14 protein-coding genes are annotated in these 16728 nt (G+C 71.5%); 11 read left to right on the plus strand and 3 right to left on the minus strand.

Features of this window, described 5'->3' with window-relative positions; translation table 11 throughout:
- Nucleotides 1–87: 87 nt before the first annotated feature.
- Complete coding sequence (locus ACI78S_RS05415; protein ID WP_456971199.1) at nucleotides 88–2058, minus strand: DNA/RNA helicase domain-containing protein; 1971 nt, start codon at nucleotides 2056–2058, stop codon at nucleotides 88–90.
- Between the two features lie 259 nt (nucleotides 2059–2317).
- Here ACI78S_RS05415 and ACI78S_RS05420 point away from each other — a divergent pair, with 259 nt between their 5' ends.
- From ACI78S_RS05420 to ACI78S_RS05430, 3 genes are all read left to right on the plus strand, one after another.
- Nucleotides 2318–2683, plus strand: coding sequence for a nucleotide pyrophosphohydrolase (locus tag ACI78S_RS05420; RefSeq protein ID WP_456971200.1), 366 nt, complete (start codon nucleotides 2318–2320; stop codon nucleotides 2681–2683).
- 134 nt (nucleotides 2684–2817) lie between these two features.
- Nucleotides 2818–3582, plus strand: coding sequence for a GP88 family protein (locus ACI78S_RS05425; protein ID WP_456971201.1), 765 nt, complete (start codon nucleotides 2818–2820; stop codon nucleotides 3580–3582).
- Nucleotides 3583–3912: 330 nt separating this feature from the next.
- The gene (locus tag ACI78S_RS05430; RefSeq protein ID WP_456971202.1) at nucleotides 3913–7020 is read left to right on the plus strand and encodes a DUF3427 domain-containing protein; all 3108 of its coding nucleotides are present in this window, start codon (nucleotides 3913–3915) and stop codon (nucleotides 7018–7020) included.
- An 80-nt stretch (nucleotides 7021–7100) separates the two neighbouring features.
- On the opposite strand, the gene ACI78S_RS05435 is transcribed toward ACI78S_RS05430, so the two are convergent.
- Nucleotides 7101–7844: an enoyl-CoA hydratase/isomerase family protein gene (locus ACI78S_RS05435; protein WP_456971203.1), complete on the minus strand. Its 744-nt coding sequence runs from the start codon at nucleotides 7842–7844 to the stop codon at nucleotides 7101–7103.
- A 140-nt stretch (nucleotides 7845–7984) separates the two neighbouring features.
- On the opposite strand from ACI78S_RS05435, the gene ACI78S_RS05440 reads away from it, so the two are divergent.
- The 8 genes from ACI78S_RS05440 (at nucleotide 7985) to ACI78S_RS05475 (ending at nucleotide 15618) form a co-directional block, all read left to right on the plus strand.
- The gene (locus ACI78S_RS05440; RefSeq protein ID WP_456971204.1) at nucleotides 7985–8482 is read left to right on the plus strand and encodes a hypothetical protein; all 498 of its coding nucleotides are present in this window, start codon (nucleotides 7985–7987) and stop codon (nucleotides 8480–8482) included.
- A 185-nt stretch (nucleotides 8483–8667) separates the two neighbouring features.
- Nucleotides 8668–9018 (plus strand): hypothetical protein, encoded by a 351-nt coding sequence (locus ACI78S_RS05445; RefSeq protein ID WP_456971205.1) that lies wholly within the window; start codon nucleotides 8668–8670, stop codon nucleotides 9016–9018.
- Between the two features lie 108 nt (nucleotides 9019–9126).
- The gene (locus ACI78S_RS05450; protein WP_456971206.1) at nucleotides 9127–10344 is read left to right on the plus strand and encodes an LLM class flavin-dependent oxidoreductase; all 1218 of its coding nucleotides are present in this window, start codon (nucleotides 9127–9129) and stop codon (nucleotides 10342–10344) included.
- A 201-nt stretch (nucleotides 10345–10545) separates the two neighbouring features.
- A complete protein-coding gene (locus ACI78S_RS05455; RefSeq protein ID WP_456971207.1) occupies nucleotides 10546–11316 on the plus strand; it encodes an excalibur calcium-binding domain-containing protein in 771 nt (256 codons plus the stop codon).
- Nucleotides 11317–11325: 9 nt separating this feature from the next.
- Nucleotides 11326–12063 carry a class F sortase gene (locus ACI78S_RS05460; RefSeq protein ID WP_456971208.1) on the plus strand — a complete coding sequence of 246 codons (738 nt, stop codon included), beginning with the start codon at nucleotides 11326–11328 and terminating at the stop codon, nucleotides 12061–12063.
- 76 nt (nucleotides 12064–12139) lie between these two features.
- Nucleotides 12140–12763 carry a hypothetical protein gene (locus ACI78S_RS05465; protein WP_456971209.1) on the plus strand — a complete coding sequence of 208 codons (624 nt, stop codon included), beginning with the start codon at nucleotides 12140–12142 and terminating at the stop codon, nucleotides 12761–12763.
- A gap of 58 nt (nucleotides 12764–12821) precedes the next feature.
- Complete coding sequence (locus tag ACI78S_RS05470; RefSeq protein ID WP_456971210.1) at nucleotides 12822–12998, plus strand: hypothetical protein; 177 nt, start codon at nucleotides 12822–12824, stop codon at nucleotides 12996–12998.
- Between the two features lie 82 nt (nucleotides 12999–13080).
- Nucleotides 13081–15618: an ATP-binding protein gene (locus tag ACI78S_RS05475; RefSeq protein ID WP_456971211.1), complete on the plus strand. Its 2538-nt coding sequence runs from the start codon at nucleotides 13081–13083 to the stop codon at nucleotides 15616–15618.
- Here the strand turns inward: ACI78S_RS05475 and ACI78S_RS05480 are convergent.
- Nucleotides 15615–16628, minus strand: coding sequence for a LacI family DNA-binding transcriptional regulator (locus ACI78S_RS05480; protein ID WP_456971212.1), 1014 nt, complete (start codon nucleotides 16626–16628; stop codon nucleotides 15615–15617). The two genes, ACI78S_RS05475 and ACI78S_RS05480, sit on opposite strands and share 4 nt — an antisense overlap.
- Nucleotides 16629–16728: the final 100 nt, after the last annotated feature.

The following is a 16728-nucleotide window of genomic DNA, read 5'->3' on the forward strand; positions in this document are numbered from 1 at the left end:
CCGACGGAGCGCCTGGTCCAGATGACCCGTGCGCCGCCCGGCCTCACGGCAGGGCGGCGCACGGGTCTGCTCATGGAGCGCTGCGCCTCAGGGGTTGACGAGCTCGGCCAGTTTCGCCCGCGTCGCGTCGTCCACGGCGTAGATCGTGGTCGCGGCCATGGCTCGGGTGAGCAGAACCCGGTAGTGATTGCGCACCAGGTCCTCGGCGTCGGCCTTTTCCTCCGGATTGTCGGCCCGCCTCGCCGCTGTCAGCAGGTGGCCGTACTTGGTCTTCGAGACGTCGACGATCCACCGGTCGGACTCGGGGTCCCAGCGGAAGTCCGGACCGATGATTACACCGCAGCGACCGAACTCGAACCCCTGCGCGGTGAACACCGACCCGACCTGCTCGACCCCCTCGGGCTTCGACGCCCACGAGGCGTCGGCCGGATATCCGTCGATGCCGTTGCGCAGGTTCCAGCGCTTCTTCCAGTCGCCGATCTCGATGTCGAACGGGACGTCCTGAATGCTGCGCGCACCCTGCGGCCACCGCTTCCAGTCCCAGCAGAAGCCGGCCACCAGGCGCGCCCCGGAGTCAGCTCCGCGGCCGTCCCGGTCGAACGTGACGCTCTCGAGCTCCTCCGGGGAGTCCACCACGCGCACCTGGAAGTTCGCTTCGTCCTGCCACACCTTCGGGTTGCCCTCCAGCAGGGCGTCGACCCAGGCTTCATAGGCCTCGCTGCCGCCGGACCGGTGCTGCTCGGTCAGGTGGAACTCCTGGTACGAGGCGCCGACCCGGTTCGCGATCTCCTTGATCCGGTCGATGGAGCAGTCGTCGTTCGGCGTGATGCTCTGGTCCTCGTCGATGAACAGAACCAGGACCTTCGTCGACCTCGCCAGCTCGTACAACTGCGTGATGCCACGCTCCTCGAGGTCCTGCTGGATCGCCCGAGAATGGGCCGGCCACGCGCGCGGGGTGTACTCGGTGATCCGGTGCGCTTCGTCGACGAGGAGCACGTCAAGCGGGTTGTCCCACTCCTCCTCGTTCCAGTACTTGCGAGCCGACGTGATGAGGGCGTCGACCGGACGGTCGAACATCCGGAGGCCCTGGCGGGCGCGCCGGGTCAGGGCGGTCCGGAGCGACGAGGAATTGGTCGCGTAGCTGACCTGCCGGCGCTCCTGAGCCGTGGAACCGAGCAGGTGCATGGCGATCCACGTCTTGCCGGTTCCCGGGCCGCCGTTGATGACGATCAGCGCCCGCGGGCGGTCGGCCCTCCTCGACAGCGCCTCTTGGATGGCGTGCAGGACCTTCGCGTGGATCTCCTGCTGCTGGTCGCTCATCGGGTAGTTCTCAGGATTGGTGAGGATCTCGCTCGCAGCGTCGAGCAGCGCGGGGGCCTGGCGGTACCTCGCCTCGAGGAGCGCGCGACCTGCCTCGGAGTGATCGCCGTCCTCGGCGAACCACGCCTTGAGCGTGTCGACGAATCGAGCCTCTCCCTGCACATCCCCGCTGAAGACGTGGCGCTCCTGCTGCCAGTCGCCGGAGAGGAGGGTGCGGATCGAGTCCTCGGTGGCGTTGTGCAGGTAGGCCACCGGACGGATGAGCACCTGCTCCTCGTCGTGCATCCCGTCGGTGTAGTTGCGGATGAAGACCGCGTAGCTGCGCGCCTGCTCGTACGGGTCCTGCAGCCCTTCCGGGCCCTCGTACCGGGCACCGGTCCCGTGAACCTGACGGGTCTCGGGGTGGCGGTCTGCAGCCGACCACTGCTTGACCTCGATCACGGCGTACGTGCGCTGCCCGGCCGGCGAGTAGCCCGCCACGATCACGTCGACGCGGCCGCCCGACTGATACGGGTTGTACTCGAGGAGGACGTGCGTGCGCTCTAGTCCGGCGTCCTCCAGCACCTTCGCGACCCGGGGCAGGCTCTGGGTCCAGCTGCCGGTCTCGCCACGCCGATGAGCATCGGGCCGGGCGAAGGCGGTCGGCGCGGCGAGCCGCTCGACCAACCGGTCGATGGTTCCGACCCTGGTTGAATCGATGAAGTCCTGCGCAGAGCCGTGCCAGCGGCAGCGAGACATGTTGCTGTTCCACCTTCCCGTCGAGCCGAGGGCTCGCCGTGGTGTCGTCGGTTCCTGATCGGCCGCGTTCGGCAGGCCACGGGCTCGGAGTGAGCCCAGAGGTGGTCATCGGCACGTGCGACCGGCACCAGGAAGACGTGGGCGGGGGGACTCACCCCCGGCGAGTGAGCCGCGAGGCACGAACCAGCGGCGGCGACAGGCAGCTGTGTGCAGCCCGTCCGCCGTGTAGGAGGCTCTCGACGTGCCGTCGGAGCAGAACGTGGGTGACCTGCAGAACCGCCTCAGGGACTTCGCCGAGGCGAGGGAGTGGATGCAGTTCCATTCGCCGAAGAACCTGGCCATGGCGCTGGCCGGTGAGGTCGGTGAGTTGGTCGCGGAACTTCAGTGGCTCACCGAGGTGGAGTCCGCGGACCTGATCCGCGCCGGGGAGCGCCGGGACCGCTTGGTGGACGAGGTGGCCGACGTCGCCATCTACCTCCTGCGGTTCTGCGACGTGCTCGACATCGATCTGCTCACGACTGTCAGGCGTCGCATCGAGCAGAACGAGCAACGCCTCCCAGTCGATCAAGTCGCCGGTCGCGCCGTCCGGTCGCGCGACCTGCCGGGTCCGCATACCTCGGCCTGACCGGCGGCGCCGTCAGCGCTGTGGGTGAGGAGCCGGATTCCACATCGCCGGGACGAACAGCTCGAACGCATGGACGCGGCCGGTACTGAAGACGCTGGACCCATGCTTCTCCTGCCCGGTAAGGGGGACACGAGATGAGTGACGGAAGCGCTTCTCTCCTACGACGCTCAGCCGTCCGCAAGATCACCAACTTGCCCTCACCGAACGGGAGGACGCCGGGCATCGCGAACAGCTTCGGCCTCCCCGCCGGGCCTGAGCACTCCTGTCCAGGCGCGACCGCGACGTGCGAGCGGGTGTGCTACTCGGCCAAGGCGGAGCGGTACACGAGCGTCCGGGCGATGCTCGAGAGCAACCTGCGGGCGCTTAAGAGCCATGACCGGGCGGGCATGGCGTACCTACTCACGGGGATGATCGCTGGCTTCCGGACCGACTGCGAACGAGCCGCCAGGAGAGGCGCGGTGGTGCCGCTCGACTTCCGCATCCACTGGGACGGCGACTTCTTCTCCTACGCGTACGCCGAGGCCTGGGCCGACACCATCCGGGCCAACGCGGACATCCGCTTTTGGGTCTACACGCGCAGTTTCGATCCGGCGAGGTTGGACGTTCTGCAAGCTTTGGCGGGCCTGCCGAACCTGACCCTGTACTTGTCGGTCGATCCCGACAACGTGCACGCAGCGAAGGCCGCCCGAGACCGCCATCCCTGGGCCCACTGGGCCTATCTGGCGGAAACCTTCGCCAGCGGAGAGCACGTCCTGGCCAGCGTGTCCGGCAAGCGTTACCCGTGTCCGGAGAACGGTGGACGCATCCCGCTGATCACAGAGAAGGGCTCGGCGTGCATCCGCTGCGGGGTATGTCTCGACGGTCGCGGTGACGTCGTCTTCTCGTCCACCAAGCGGTAGGGCCACACAGAGCGACAAGCGATTTGGTTCAGGTGTCCTCGCACAAGGGCTGACTCCCTGAGCACCGGTCGACGCCGGCGAAGAGGTCACGGAGCCTGGTTTGACCTCCGGTCGTCCAGACCGCGGCTGGTGCGCGGCCGCATGGCCGGACTGCGGAGGTATCGGCGGCGTCTGGCGCATATGGGAGTGCTGCGCCTGTCGCGCCGATCAAGTCACCCGAACGGAGGCGCGGAGTCACCCCCTGGGAGGCGCGGTGACGTGCGATGCGCGTGAGCCGCGCGGTCAGCGCGTCAGCCTTCCGGCCCGGTTTCGTCTGGATAGCTTCGCCGGGTGAACTCCCTGCCCGACGGCTTGTACGAGGACCTGCTGACGTCGAGTCTGCAGAGCCGGCTGCACCTGCTGCCCGACGGGCTCGCGCAGACTCAGGACCTCGACCCGGCCGACGCGCACGAGGCGCTCACCCGGCACATCACCACCCTCGCCCGCCGAGCGCTGCGCGGAATGAGCGGCAGCGACGGGAGCTCGGTCAGCCGCCAGGTGGAGCTGGCCAACAGCATCGTCAAGGCAATCACCGCGCTCGCGCCTGACGCTGCTGTACCGGAGGACGCCGTCGTCGACCCGGCCCGCAACCTGCTGGCCGTCGCCGCGCCGAGCGGGGTTCCTGGACCGCCGCCCTTCCCCGCCCGCCCCGAGGTGCCGCTGTCGACCAGCGCACTGCTCGTCAACGGGCGCGGCCAGCCCCGGATCGGCCATGAGGTCAACAGAGAGCTGGCTTCCGCCGACCGCGTCGACCTCCTGTGTGCGTTCATCAAGTGGCAGGGGCTGCGCGTCCTGGAGAAGGGCCTCACCGACTTCCGCCGCCGCGGCGGCAAGCTGCGCGTCATCACGACCACCTACCTGGGTGCCACGGACCAGCGGGCGCTCGACCACCTGGTGAGCCTTGGCGCCGAGGTGAAGATCTCCTACGAGACCCGGACGACGCGGCTGCATGCCAAAGCGTGGTTGTTCCACCGGGCCACCGGGATGTCGACCGGCTACGTCGGCTCCTCGAACCTGTCGGCGCCGGCGCTCACGGACGGGCTGGAGTGGAACGTCCGCCTGTCGAACGTCGAGCAGGCGCACCTGCTGCAGACGTTCGCCGAAACCTTCGACAGCTACTGGGAAGACCCGTCGTTCGAGTCATACCAACCGGCACAGGACGGCGAACGGCTTCGGACGGCGTTGAGCGCCGAGCGCGGTGGGCCGCGTGACCTGCCGCTCGAGATCTCGACGCTCGAGGTGCGGCCGTTCCCGTACCAGCAGGAGGTCCTCGACGAGCTGCGCGTAGAGCGGGAGGTGCACAACCGCTGGCGCAACCTCGTCGTGATGGCCACCGGTACCGGCAAGACGGTCGTGTCGGCGCTGGACTACCGGCGCCTGCAGGCCGCGGGGGCGGCGGAGACGCTGCTCTTCGTGGCCCACCGCAAGGAGCTGCTGACCCAGAGCCGGTCGACGTTCCGCCACGTGCTGCACCGCGGTGACTTCGGCGAACTCCTCGTCGACGGGGAGAAGCCGCGGGAGTGGCGGCACGTGTTCGCCTCGGTGCAGTCGCTGGCGCAGATGGACTTGAGCGGGCTGAGCCCCGAGCACTTCGACGTCGTCGTGGTCGACGAGTTCCACCACGCGATGGCGGCGACCTACCGGCGGTTGCTGGAGCACGTCCGCCCGACAGTGCTGCTAGGTCTCACCGCGACGCCGGAGCGCACGGACGGCGCCGACGTGCGCACGTGGTTCGATGGCCGGACGGCGGTCGAGCTGCGGCTGTGGGAGGCGATCGACCGGGGGCTGCTGGCCCCGTTCCAGTACTTCGGCATCCACGACGACGTCGCCCTCGACCGGCTGCAGTGGAAGCGCGGCCGTGGCTACGACGTCGCGGAGCTGAGCAACGTCTACACCGGCGACGACCACCGCGTTCGGCTGATCCTGCAGGCGGTCAAGGACAAGGTCGAGGAGCCCGGGCGCATGCGCGCGCTGGGCTTCTGCGTGAGCATCCAGCACGCGCAGTTCATGGCCGACCGCTTCACCCGGGCCGGCATCCCGAGCCTGGCCATCACGTCGCATACGAGCCCGGCCGAGCGGGACGGCGCCCTCGCCGCCCTGCGCGATCGCCGGGTGAACGTGCTGTTCACCGTCGACCTGTTCAATGAGGGCATCGACCTGCCCTCGATCGACACGGTGCTGTTCCTGCGCCCGACCGAGAGCGCGACGGTCTTCCTCCAGCAGCTCGGTCGCGGTCTACGCCTGGCCGAGGACAAGCCCTGCCTGACCGTGCTCGACTTCATCGGAGCGCAGCACAAGGAGTTCCGGTTCGACTTGCGCTTCCGCGCGCTGACCGGGACGTCTCGGCGCGGTTTGCAGCGGGAGGTGGAGCAGGAGTTCCCCACGCTTCCGGCGGGCTGCCACATCGAGCTGGACCGGGTCGCGCAGCGGCTGGTGCTGGACAACATCAAGCAGTCGCTGTCGGTGGCGTGGAAGGGGCTGGTGGCCGAGGCGAGTCAGCAGGACCGCCCGACGCTGGGCCAGTTCCTCGAGGAGACCGGCGTGGAGCTCGAGGACCTGTACCGGGGCACCGACCGCAGCTGGCTGGACCTGAGGCGAGCGGCAGGGTGGGACGTCGACGAGCCCGGTCCGGACGACAAGGCGCTGCGCGCGGCGCTCAGCCGGATGCTGCACATCGACGACCTCGAGCGGCTGGCATTCATCCGCGCGGTCACCGCGTCGGAGGCTGACCTGACCGAGTCACCGCGGCTTCGCCGGCTGGCGGCGATGCTGCACTTCTCGCTGTTCGGCGCGCGGACTCCGTTCAGCGCCGTGGAGGAGAGCCTTGCCCGGCTGCTCGCCAACCGCGGACGTGCTGCGGAGCTACGAGAACTGGCGGACGTGCTGCAGGACCGGATCCACCGGGTGACGCCGGCGGTGGAGGTGGCGGGCCCGCGACCGCTGCACGTGCACGCGCGCTACAGCCGGGAGGAGGCGCTTGCCGCGTTTGGGTTGGAGGACCTCAACGGCACGTGGGGGTCCGGCGTGCGGTGGGTGCCGGGTGACCGGGCCGACGTCTTCTTCGTGACGCTGGTGAAGACGAAGGCGCACTTCTCCCCCACGACGATGTACGCCGACCACGCAATCTCGCCGACGTTGTTCCAGTGGGAGTCGCAGAACTCGACCGCGGAGCAGTCACCGACCGGTCAGCGGTACATCCACCACCGCGAGATGGGGACGACGGTGCACTTGTTTGTCCGCGAAACTAAGACTGCCGACGGTAGCCTCGGAACGCCGCCGTACCTCTACGCCGGGCCGATGGCCTACATCTCGCACACCGGTGAGCGACCAATGCGGATCCTCTGGCAACTTGCGCACACGCTGCCCGCCGACGTCTTCCACGCGGCGAAGGTGGCATGAGCGGACACCGCACGTAATTCGGCTAGGAGTCTAGGCCGACTTGAGCCCTCGACCCTTTCGGTTCTGGAGGTCGGGTGTACTCAGTCCGCCGGGCGGCGCATGCTCCACATCTGCGCGGGACGCTCGAACTGTGTAGCAATCTCCCAGCTGACCGGCGTCGCAGTCTCCTTGCGGAAGTTGCCGACCGCCACCCGAGCCAGCGCTGGGTCGGCGGCCACGCGAGCGGCCAGCTCGAGAGCCCGACCGTCAACTGCGTCGTCGTCCACGGAGTCCCAGGCCAAACCGAGCTCACGGGCCCGGTCGCCGTTGATCTCCTCGCCGAACAGGGCCATCGCCGCGGCGGCCTCGCGGCCGATCAGCCGCGACAGGATGACGAAGTGGCCACCGCCGGGGTGCAACCCACGCTTGAGGAAGCCGCAGATCAGCCGGGCGTCCCGGGCGATGATGCGCAGGTCGGCCGCCAGTAGCATGTTCATCCCCGCACCCACGGCTGACCCGCGCACCGCCGCGATCGTCGGCACCTTCGCCTGCCCCAGCCGGTAGAAGGAGTCGTAGATCGCCGACATCCCGGCGTAGGCCTCCGGCGCCGCCGGGTCACGGCCGGCGTCGGTCAGCGTCTTGATGTCGCCGCCGGCGCAGAAGGACTTCCCCACCGCGCGCACCACCAGCCCGCCGACGTCCTCCCGCGCGTCCACCTCGTCGAAGACCGCGATCAGCTCCGCAGCCATCTTCGGCGTCAGCGCGTTGCGCCGGTCCGGCGCGTTCAGCGTCACGACCGCCACCGCGCCGTCGTAGTCGAGCAGCACCTCACCGGAACCGGCCACGAGCCCACCCTTCGCCACGGCAACCGGCTCCCCTGCCGGTCGACTCCACCTCGGGCATCAGACCACGCGCCCGATCCCCTTGCGCCGCCACCCGGACCCGCTGAGGCGACCGGGATCCCGAGCCCGGCAAGGCGGCCGTCGTGAACTTCACCCAGGGACTCCACCGCGCCGTCCCGTCCACCCGCATCGAGCAGGTGGTCCACGCCGGCGACGGCCCAACGCCCGGCGGCATGCTCGCCTTCGAAGAGCTCATCAGCAGCTCCGAGCCCATCGAGGCCGAGCACCGCGGCGGCGGCGACCTGGCCGCCGTCTTCTACACCGGCGGTACCACGCTCAACGCAAACTTCGGCGCTGAGGCTTCGGCCGTGAGTGCAGGCTCGAAGATTGCGGAGAACTCGAGTCGGTGGGTGAGGCTGACCAAGGAGTCCGCAGAGCGGGTCAAGAAGTACGGCCTGATGCAGAGCGAGACTCCGGGCGTCCATCACGCGATCGCGGGAGCGCGTCGTCGACGCCGGCTCGGATCGACGACGGCGTCGACACCTTCGTCGTCACCGGTGGGAAAGGCCGGCTACAGCCCGTCCCTTTCTCAGTGTCGCCTGGCTGAGCCGGGACACGGGCCGCGCTGCACCAATGGGTGACCTGCGACGCGACCACGTTGACGCGGCAACCAATGGTGATCGACGTTGACCCCATGGAGCCCCACGAGCAGGAAGGCGCGCGGCCAGACGAGCCGAGGCCGGCTGGTCCGCCGAACCGGCCTCCGGGCTTGCCACCAACCCCGTCGCAGGATCCCTGGGTCCTGCCGCCCGGCTACCCGGCACCGATGGGCTACTACGCGGTCCCCACGCCGATGCCCGTGGCGGCTCCGATCCCGGCGGGTGCCGAGAAGCCCACCAAGCTGAGCTCCTGGGGCCTCACTCTCAGCATCGGCGGGTTCGCGTTGCCGCTGCTGGCCCTCCTGTTCGGCGTACTCGACGGCCTCTTCTGGTTCCTGGGCGTGCTCCTCGCCTGGCTCGGGCCCTTGTCGGCTCTCCTGGGCCTGGTCCTCTCGGCGGTGGCGATGTCCGGGCGTCACGCCCGACGGGGGCAGGCCGTGGCCGGCCTCGTCGTCGGGATCGTGGCCGTCGTCTTCTGGCTGTTCTTCCTGATGATCGGTTTCGCCACTCGCGTCTGACTCGGGTGCTCCCGGCGCGAACTCTCGGTGCGATGACGATGACGGACGGTCAGCGACCGTCGGTCCGCCGTCCGTGCTCCCTGGTCAGCACGCGCTTCCGACGGTGTGATGCCGGTCACCGCCGAGACCGAGGAGGACTTCATGGACCGACTGCGCTTCGGGACCTTCCTGGCCCCCTTCCACCCAGCAGGCGAGAACCCGACCCTGGCCCTGCAGCGCGACCTCGAGCTCGTCGAGCACCTCGACCGGCTCGGCTACGACGAGGCGTGGATCGGCGAGCACCACTCGGCCGGCACCGAGCTCATCGCCTCGCCGGAGATCTTCATCGCCGCCGCGGCGGATCGGACCCGGCGGATCAAACTCGGCACCGGCGTCACCTCGATCGCCTACCACAACCCGCTCTGGGTGGCCGAGCGCATGGTGCTGCTCGACCACCTGACCCGCGGCCGCGCGATGCTCGGCTGCGGCCCCGGCTCGCTGCCCACCGACTCGATGATGCTGGGGCTCACCCCGACCGACACCCGCGAACTGCTCGAGGTCGACCTCGACATCATCATGCGGCTGCTCGCCGGCGAGACCGTCACCGCGCAGACGAAGACGCACAACCTGGTCAACGCGCGGCTGCACCTGCGGCCCTACACCGAGCCGCGCTTCGAGGTCGCCGTCGCCGCCGTCGCCTCGCCGACCGGTCCGCGCATGGCCGGCCGCTACGGCGTCGGGCTGCTCTCCATCGGCGCCACCCTCACCAAGGACGGCTTCGACGCGCTGGCCCACCACTGGAACGTCGTCGAGGAGCGCGCCGCCCACTACGGCCAGACGGCCAACCGCCGCGACTGGCGGCTGGTCGGCATCATGCACATCGCCGAGACCCGCGAGCAGGCCTACAAGGACGTCGAGCACGGCATCGAGACCTGGTTCCGCTACTTCCAGAAGACGGCGGCGTTCCCGCAGATGGCCGTCGAGGGCGGCGACCTCAAGGAGATGATCGACTTCGTCAACGAGGCCGGCATCGGCGCCATCGGCACCGTCGAGGACGCCCGCGCCCAGGTGCAGCGGCTGTGGGACCAGTCCGGCGGCTTCGGCTGCATGCTGCTGCTCGGCCACGAGTGGGCAAACCCGCAGGCCACCAAGCGCTCCTGGGAACTCATCGCCCAGCACGTCATGCCGCACTTCCAGGGCGGGGAGATCAGCCACGCCCAGCAGACGCTGAACTGGAAGTCCTACGCCTCCGGCAAGCGCGAGGACTACGCGGCCCAGCAGATGCAGGCGGTGGCCACCATGACCGAGCGCTACCAGCAGGAGCTCGCCGGCAAGGGCCAGGCCTGAGGACGACGGTCCGGCGGCGCCCACCCCGAGGAGTCCGGGTGGGCGCCGCCGGCTCGTGACGGGGCTTTCTCGATCGACTGCGGCCGGGACCAAGAAGTTTCAAGTTCTCACGCAGCTCCCCCTTGCCCCCATTGGATGGGCTGGGCAACCCTGCCGGATCGGCCGAGTCAAGACGAACCGTTCCGTCACAGGGAGGTTTCGATGCGTCGCCGCCACACCGTCCTCATCATCGGGTTCCTGTTCGCGGCCCTCGTGTGCTTCGGCTTGGCGGGGACCGCGAGCGCCCGGGACAAGGACTGCTCCGACTTCGCGACGCAGCAGGACGCCCAGGCGGTCCTGAACGCCGACCCGACCGATCCCAACGACCTGGACGCCGACGACGACGGCACCGCCTGCGAGGCCCTCGCCAGCGGGCTGGCGGAGGACGGCACGCCCCTGCCGGGCAGCTCGCCCTCCCCCACCACGACCACGCCGACGACCACCACCACCACGTCGACGTCCGGTTCGACGACCCCGACCACCACCACTCCCGCGGCCACGTCGACCACGGTCGCGCCGACCACCACCACCACCGCGACCACCACGACGGCGACCACCACCTCCACCGCCGCCGTCCAGGACCTCAACTGCTCCGACTTCGCGACCCAGGCGGACGCCCAGGCGGAGTTGACCCGGGACCCGACCGACCCGCACAACCTCGACGCCGACAACGACGGCATCGCGTGCGAGACGCTGTCCAACGGCCTGGCCGAGGACAACACGGCCCTCCCGGCCGCCACGACCACCGCGGCCACCACCGCCGCCGTGACCAGCCAGGTGTCGGTCCTCCCCGCCGGCGGGGTGAACGCCGGCGACGGCAGCACGGCCGACGGCGGGGGCAGGGCGATCGCCCTCCTCCTCGGTGGCGCCGCCCTGACCGGGGCCGGCGTGACGGCGGCCGTCGCCCGGCGCGGCTACCGCCGGGCCCACTGACGGCGCCTCATGCCCGACCGTGCACGGGGGAAGGTTCGCCGCACAGCGCGGCCCCGTGCGGCACGCGCCTGGGCGGCCACGTCGGTCCTGCTGGCCCTGATCGGCATTGGGTCCATCGCCCTCGCCCCGCAGCCGCTGCACCCCGCCGAGGTCGTCCGTCTCGACAGCCCGCGCGCCGTCGTCCCGGCACCCCCGACGACGTCGCCGACCACTCCCCCGGCCCCCACGACGGCGGACTCGCCGCAGGCCGTCCACCCGGCCGCCGCCGAGGAGTGGCCGGACGTGCCGCCGCTGGCCGCGAGCCCACCGGTGCGCGTGCGCATCCCCGGCCTCGGCGTGAGCTCGGCCGTCGTCCCCCTCGGCCTGGAAGCGGACGGCTCCATGGAGCTGCCGCCGGGCGCGTATCCGGTCGGCTGGTACGACCGCAGTCCCACACCCGGGCAGCTCGGCCCCGCGGTGCTCGTCGGGCACGTCGACTGGAACGGCGCACGCGGCGCGTTCCACGGGCTGCGCACCCTGCGCCCGGGCGACCGGATCGCCGTCGAGCGGGAGGACGGCAGCACCGCCACGTTCCGCGTCGGCCGGGTCGAGCGGCACCCCAAGGACGAGTTCCCGACCGGCGAGGTCTACGGCGACGTCGGCTGGTCGGCCCTGCGGCTGATCACCTGCGGCGGGAGCTTCGACGAGCGGACGGGCGACTACTCGCACAACGTCGTCGTCTTCGCCCGCCTCGTCGGCACCGGCTGACGGCGGGGCCCGGCCAACTGGACAGCGGGGCCCGAGAGCGAGAGCGTGTGCGCCACCGTCGCGCGAGAGGGGTCCCATGTACGCCCGGTCCACCACGGTCCACGCCGATCCGAACGCCATCGACGCCGGCGTCGCCTTCCTGCGCGACAACGTCATGCCGACCCTCGACCGCACCGAGGGCTGCATGGGCGTCTCGATGCTCGCCGACAGGCAGTCCGGCCGCTGCATCGCCACGACGTCCTGGACCACCGCCGAGGCCATGCGGGCCACCAGCGCCAAGCTCGGCCCCATGCGCAGCAAGTTCGCCCTCGCGCTCGGCGGCGAGCAGCCCGAGGTGCAGGAGTGGGAGATCGCCGTCGTCCACCGCGACCACCCCAGCGGCGAGACCGGCGGCGCGCAGGTGACCTGGGCGCGCATCCAGCCCAACCACCTCAAGGACCTGCTGGACGCCTACCGCGTCAACCTCATGCCCAAGCTCGAGGCCCTGCCCGGCTTCTGCAGCCTGAGCATGATGGTCGACCGCCGCAACGGCCGCACCGTCAGCGTCACCTGCTTCGAGAGCCGCGAGGCGCTCGACCTCGTCCGCAAGCAGGCCCGGATGATGCGCGAGCAGTTCGCCCAGGCCATGGGCGCCAAGATCCACGACGTCGCCGAGATGGACCTCGTCCTCGCCCACCTCGGGGTCCCCGAGACCGTCTGAGCCTGCCGATAGCAATCGAGGGCCATCCGAACCGCGGCCCGCACGACGAGAGGACGGCATGCTCGACCGCGCCCTGCCCGCTGCCCACCGGCTGGCCGCCCTCGGTGCGCCGCACCCCGTCTCCACCGGCAACCTGCTCGCCGACTGCGAGCGCTGGTGCCGCGACCACCTCCCGCCGCGGACGGTCCCCCGGCAGGCCGACGTCATCCCGATGGACCTCACCCGCCACCGCTGACCGCCTCGGGTCCTCGGGCCCTGGTTGCGCCACGGCAGGGACGCCGACGCTGGTCGGGTCACCGGCCCGGGAGGCGATCACCGTGGACGACGCGGCGCTGCCCACCGGCACGGTGACCTTCCTCTTCACCGACATCGCGGGCTCCACCCGGCTCGTCCGGCAGGATCGCCAGGCCTACACGCGCGCGCTGGCGGACCACCGGCGCCTGCTGCGGAGCGTCTTCGCCCGGCACGGCGGCCGGGAGGTCGACACCCAGGGCGACTCGTTCTTCGTCGCGTTCCCCGCCGCCGGGGAGGCGCTTGCCGCCGCAGCCGACGCGCAGCGCGCGCTGACGGTGCCGGTACGCATGGGCCTGCACACCGGCGAGGCGACGCTGGGCGAGGGCGGCTACGTCGGGCTGGACGTGCACCGGGCGGCCCGGGTCGCCGCCGCGGCCGCGGGCGGCCAGGTCCTGCTGTCGGCCACCACCGCCGCGCTCGTCGACGAGCAGCTGCCGGCCGGCACCGCCCTGCGCTCGGTCGGCCGGCACCGGCTCAAGGACTTCCCGCAGCCGGCCGCCCTGTACCAGCTCGACGTCGAGGGCCTGCCCACGGATTTCCCGCCGCCGCGGACCCGGGCCCGCGAGCAGCGGCTCCCGGTCCCCCCTGGCGAGCTGATGGGCCGGGAGGACGACCTGGCCGCCGTCACCACGCTGCTGCACGAACCGCACACCCGGCTGGTCACCGTCACCGGGGCCGGCGGCGTCGGCAAGACCCGGCTCGCCCTCGAGGCGGCGCGCGCCGTGGCTGACGACTTCCCCGGTGGAGCGGTCTGGGTGCCGCTCAGTGCCGTCCCCGATCCCGCGCTCGTGCTGCCCACGCTCGCCGACGCCGTCGGCGCCCGCCGCGAGCGCGGCGCCGAGGCGATCGACGCCGTCGCGACGGCGCTGGACGACGACCGGACGCTGCTGGTCCTCGACAACTTCGAGCAGGTCGCCGGCGCGGCCACCGACCTGGCGGCGCTGCTCGACGCCGTCCCCGCGGCCGTCCTCCTGGTCACCAGCCGGCAACTCCTCCGGCTGCGGTCGGAGCGGCAGTACCCGCTGGCGACGCTGCCCCAGGCCCCGGCCGTGCGGCTGTTCGCCGACCGCGCCGGCGCCGTCCGCCCGGGCTTCAACCTCGACTCCCTCAGCTACGCGGCGGTGAGCGAGATCTGCCACCGCCTCGACGGCCTGCCGCTGGCCATCGAGCTGGCCGCGGCCCGGGTCCGGCTGATGCCGCCGGTCGCGCTGCTCGACCGCCTCGTGCGGCAGCTCGACTTCCTCACCGGCGGGCCGGTGGACCTGCCCGACCGGCAGCGCACGCTGCGCGCCACCATGGACTGGAGCTACGAGCTGCTCGGCCCGCCCGACCGGGAGGTCTTCGCCCGGCTCGCGGTCTTCTCCGGCGGCTGGACCCTCGACGCCGCGGAGGCCGTCTGCGGGGCCGACGTGCTCGACTGCCTCTCCGCCCTGCTCGACGCGAGCCTGCTCGTGCGCTCCGGCGAGGACCGGCTGGACATGCTCGAGACGGTGCGCGCGTACGCGGCCGAGAAGTTGGCCGCCTCCCCCGACCGCCCCGAGACCGAGCGCCGCCACACCGCGTGGCTGGTCGAGCTCGTCGAGAGCCTGGTGACGGCGACCGGGCACGAGCACCGCACCCGGGCCGACCTCCTCGACGCCGAGCTGGCCAACCTGCGCGCCGCCCTGCAGCGGGCCATCGACACCGGCGACGTCGGCACCGCGGCCCTGCTGCTGCGCGACACGCTCTCGTACCGGACCCGCCGGGACGACGAGCGGGAGGCGGTGAAGTGGCTGGACAGGGCACTGGCGCGGGCCGACGACGCCGCCCCGGACGTCCGCGGCCGGCTGCTGGTGCTGCGCGCGTTCGTCGGCGGCGTCTTCGGCGACCTCGCGTCGGTGCGCGCGATGCTCCCCGAAGGCAGGGCGTTGCTCCCGGACGACGCCGCGCACGCCTACGACCACGCCATGGCCGCGGTGGCCGGCATCTACGTCGCGATCTCCGAGAACTCGCTGGCGGACGCCGAGCGCTGGATCCAGGACGCGCTCCACCGCTACACCGCGCTGCACCACGAGGTCGGCCAGGCGCACATGCATATCGCCAGCGGCGACGTGGCGATGCTGCGCTCCGACGTCGAGGCGGCCCAGCGGCACTACGCCGCGGCGGCCGACGTCGCCGACGCGGTGGGGGACGACGCCCTGGTCGGGCAGGCGCGCAACCTCCGCGGCCTCGCCCTCGCCGCGCGCGGGGACGTCGACGCCGCGCGACGTTCGATCCTGGACGGCGTGACCGCCTGCCGGCACGCGGGGCAACGGGCGAGCACCGCCCACGCCCTGGAAGGCCTGGCCGCGCTGGCCCTGGCCGACGGGCACGCCGCGGTCGCCGCCCGCGCCCTCGGTGCGGCCGCCTCGGTGCGCACGGCCATCGGGACGCCGCTCTCCCCCGCCCTCCCCCTGCTGCTGGACGACCTGGCCGCCCGGGCGCGGGAGCAACTGGGCGACGAGGCCTACGGAGCGGCGAGGGCCGAGGGCATGACGTGGTCGCTGCAGGAGGCGCTGGAGCGCACCCTGGCGTCGGCCTAACCGGCGACCGACGAGCCCCGGATCACCAGCCGGCAGGGCAGCGTCTCGACGCCGCTGTGCGGCTCGCCGTTCATCATCTGGAACAGCCGCTGCGCGGCGAGCCGCCCCAAGCGCTCGAAGTTCATGTCCACGCTGGTCAGCGGCGGACGCGCCTCGGCGGCCAGGATCTCCCAGTTGTCGAAGCTGACCACGGCCACCGACCCAGGCACGTCCCGCCCGCGGTCGCGGAGCGTCTCCAGCGCGCCCCGCGCGATCTGGTCGGACCCGCACACGATGGCGTCCAGGTCGGGGTGCAGGTCGAGCAGCGTCCCGGTCGCCGCACGGCCCCATCCCTCCGACCAGTGGCCGTACAGCACCTGGTCACCCACGAGGTCGAGGCCGGCCGCCGACAGCGCCGATCGCACGCCGTCGGCACGGTCGCGCGCCGCCGCGTACCCCACATCACCCGAGACGTGTGCGATCCGCCGCCGGCCGATCGAGAGCAGGTGTTCGGCGGCCATCCGCCCGGCGGCGGTGTTGTCGGGCACCAGCGAGACGTCGGCAGCGGAGGCCGACGGCGCGTAGGCGTAGACCACCGGCACCGGCAGGTCACCGAGCGACGGCCGGGGGTCGGTGCGCGAGCCCACCACGATCAGCCCGTCCACCCGCCGCGCCAGCAGCGCCGCCAGGTGGAACGACTCCCGGATCGCGTCACCCCGGGCGTCGCAGAGGAACACCGACATGCGGCCGGCGCCGAAAGCGTCTTCGGCACCCATGAGGATGGGGATCGAGAACCGGCCCTCGAGGTCGTTGGTGAGCAGCCCCACCGTGCCCGACTGGCCGGCCAGCAGCCCGCGCGCCAGCGGGTTGGGTGTGAACGAGATCCGCTGCGCCGTCTCCAGCACCCGCTGCCGCGTCTCCGGGTGCACCTGGTCGCGCCCGTTCAGCGCCTTCGACGCCGTCGCGATGGAGACCCCCGCGAGGCGGGCGACGTCCTTCAGCGTCGGTCGCCGGCCCTCCACCTCCGTCATCCGAACCCCCCTCGCGGATCCCGAAACGCTTTCGCACGGGCCGGTGCTTGACGCGTGACGAGCACCACTTTAGCGTGACGAAAAGCATTTCGGCAGAGTT

The organism is Geodermatophilus sp. SYSU D00815 (assembly GCF_054050035.1).

Coding starts and splice junctions, on each gene's coding strand:
- ACI78S_RS05415 (WP_456971199.1), bottom strand. CDS start 2,058: ATGTCTCGCTGCCGCTGGCACGGCTCTGCGCAGGACTTCATCGATTCA.
- ACI78S_RS05425 (WP_456971201.1), top strand. CDS start 2,818: ATGAGTGACGGAAGCGCTTCTCTCCTACGACGCTCAGCCGTCCGCAAG.
- ACI78S_RS05445 (WP_456971205.1), top strand. CDS start 8,668: ATGGGCTACTACGCGGTCCCCACGCCGATGCCCGTGGCGGCTCCGATC.
- ACI78S_RS05450 (WP_456971206.1), top strand. CDS start 9,127: ATGCCGGTCACCGCCGAGACCGAGGAGGACTTCATGGACCGACTGCGC.
- ACI78S_RS05455 (WP_456971207.1), top strand. CDS start 10,546: ATGCGTCGCCGCCACACCGTCCTCATCATCGGGTTCCTGTTCGCGGCC.
- ACI78S_RS05460 (WP_456971208.1), top strand. CDS start 11,326: ATGCCCGACCGTGCACGGGGGAAGGTTCGCCGCACAGCGCGGCCCCGT.
- ACI78S_RS05465 (WP_456971209.1), top strand. CDS start 12,140: ATGTACGCCCGGTCCACCACGGTCCACGCCGATCCGAACGCCATCGAC.
- ACI78S_RS05470 (WP_456971210.1), top strand. CDS start 12,822: ATGCTCGACCGCGCCCTGCCCGCTGCCCACCGGCTGGCCGCCCTCGGT.
- ACI78S_RS05480 (WP_456971212.1), bottom strand. CDS start 16,628: ATGACGGAGGTGGAGGGCCGGCGACCGACGCTGAAGGACGTCGCCCGC.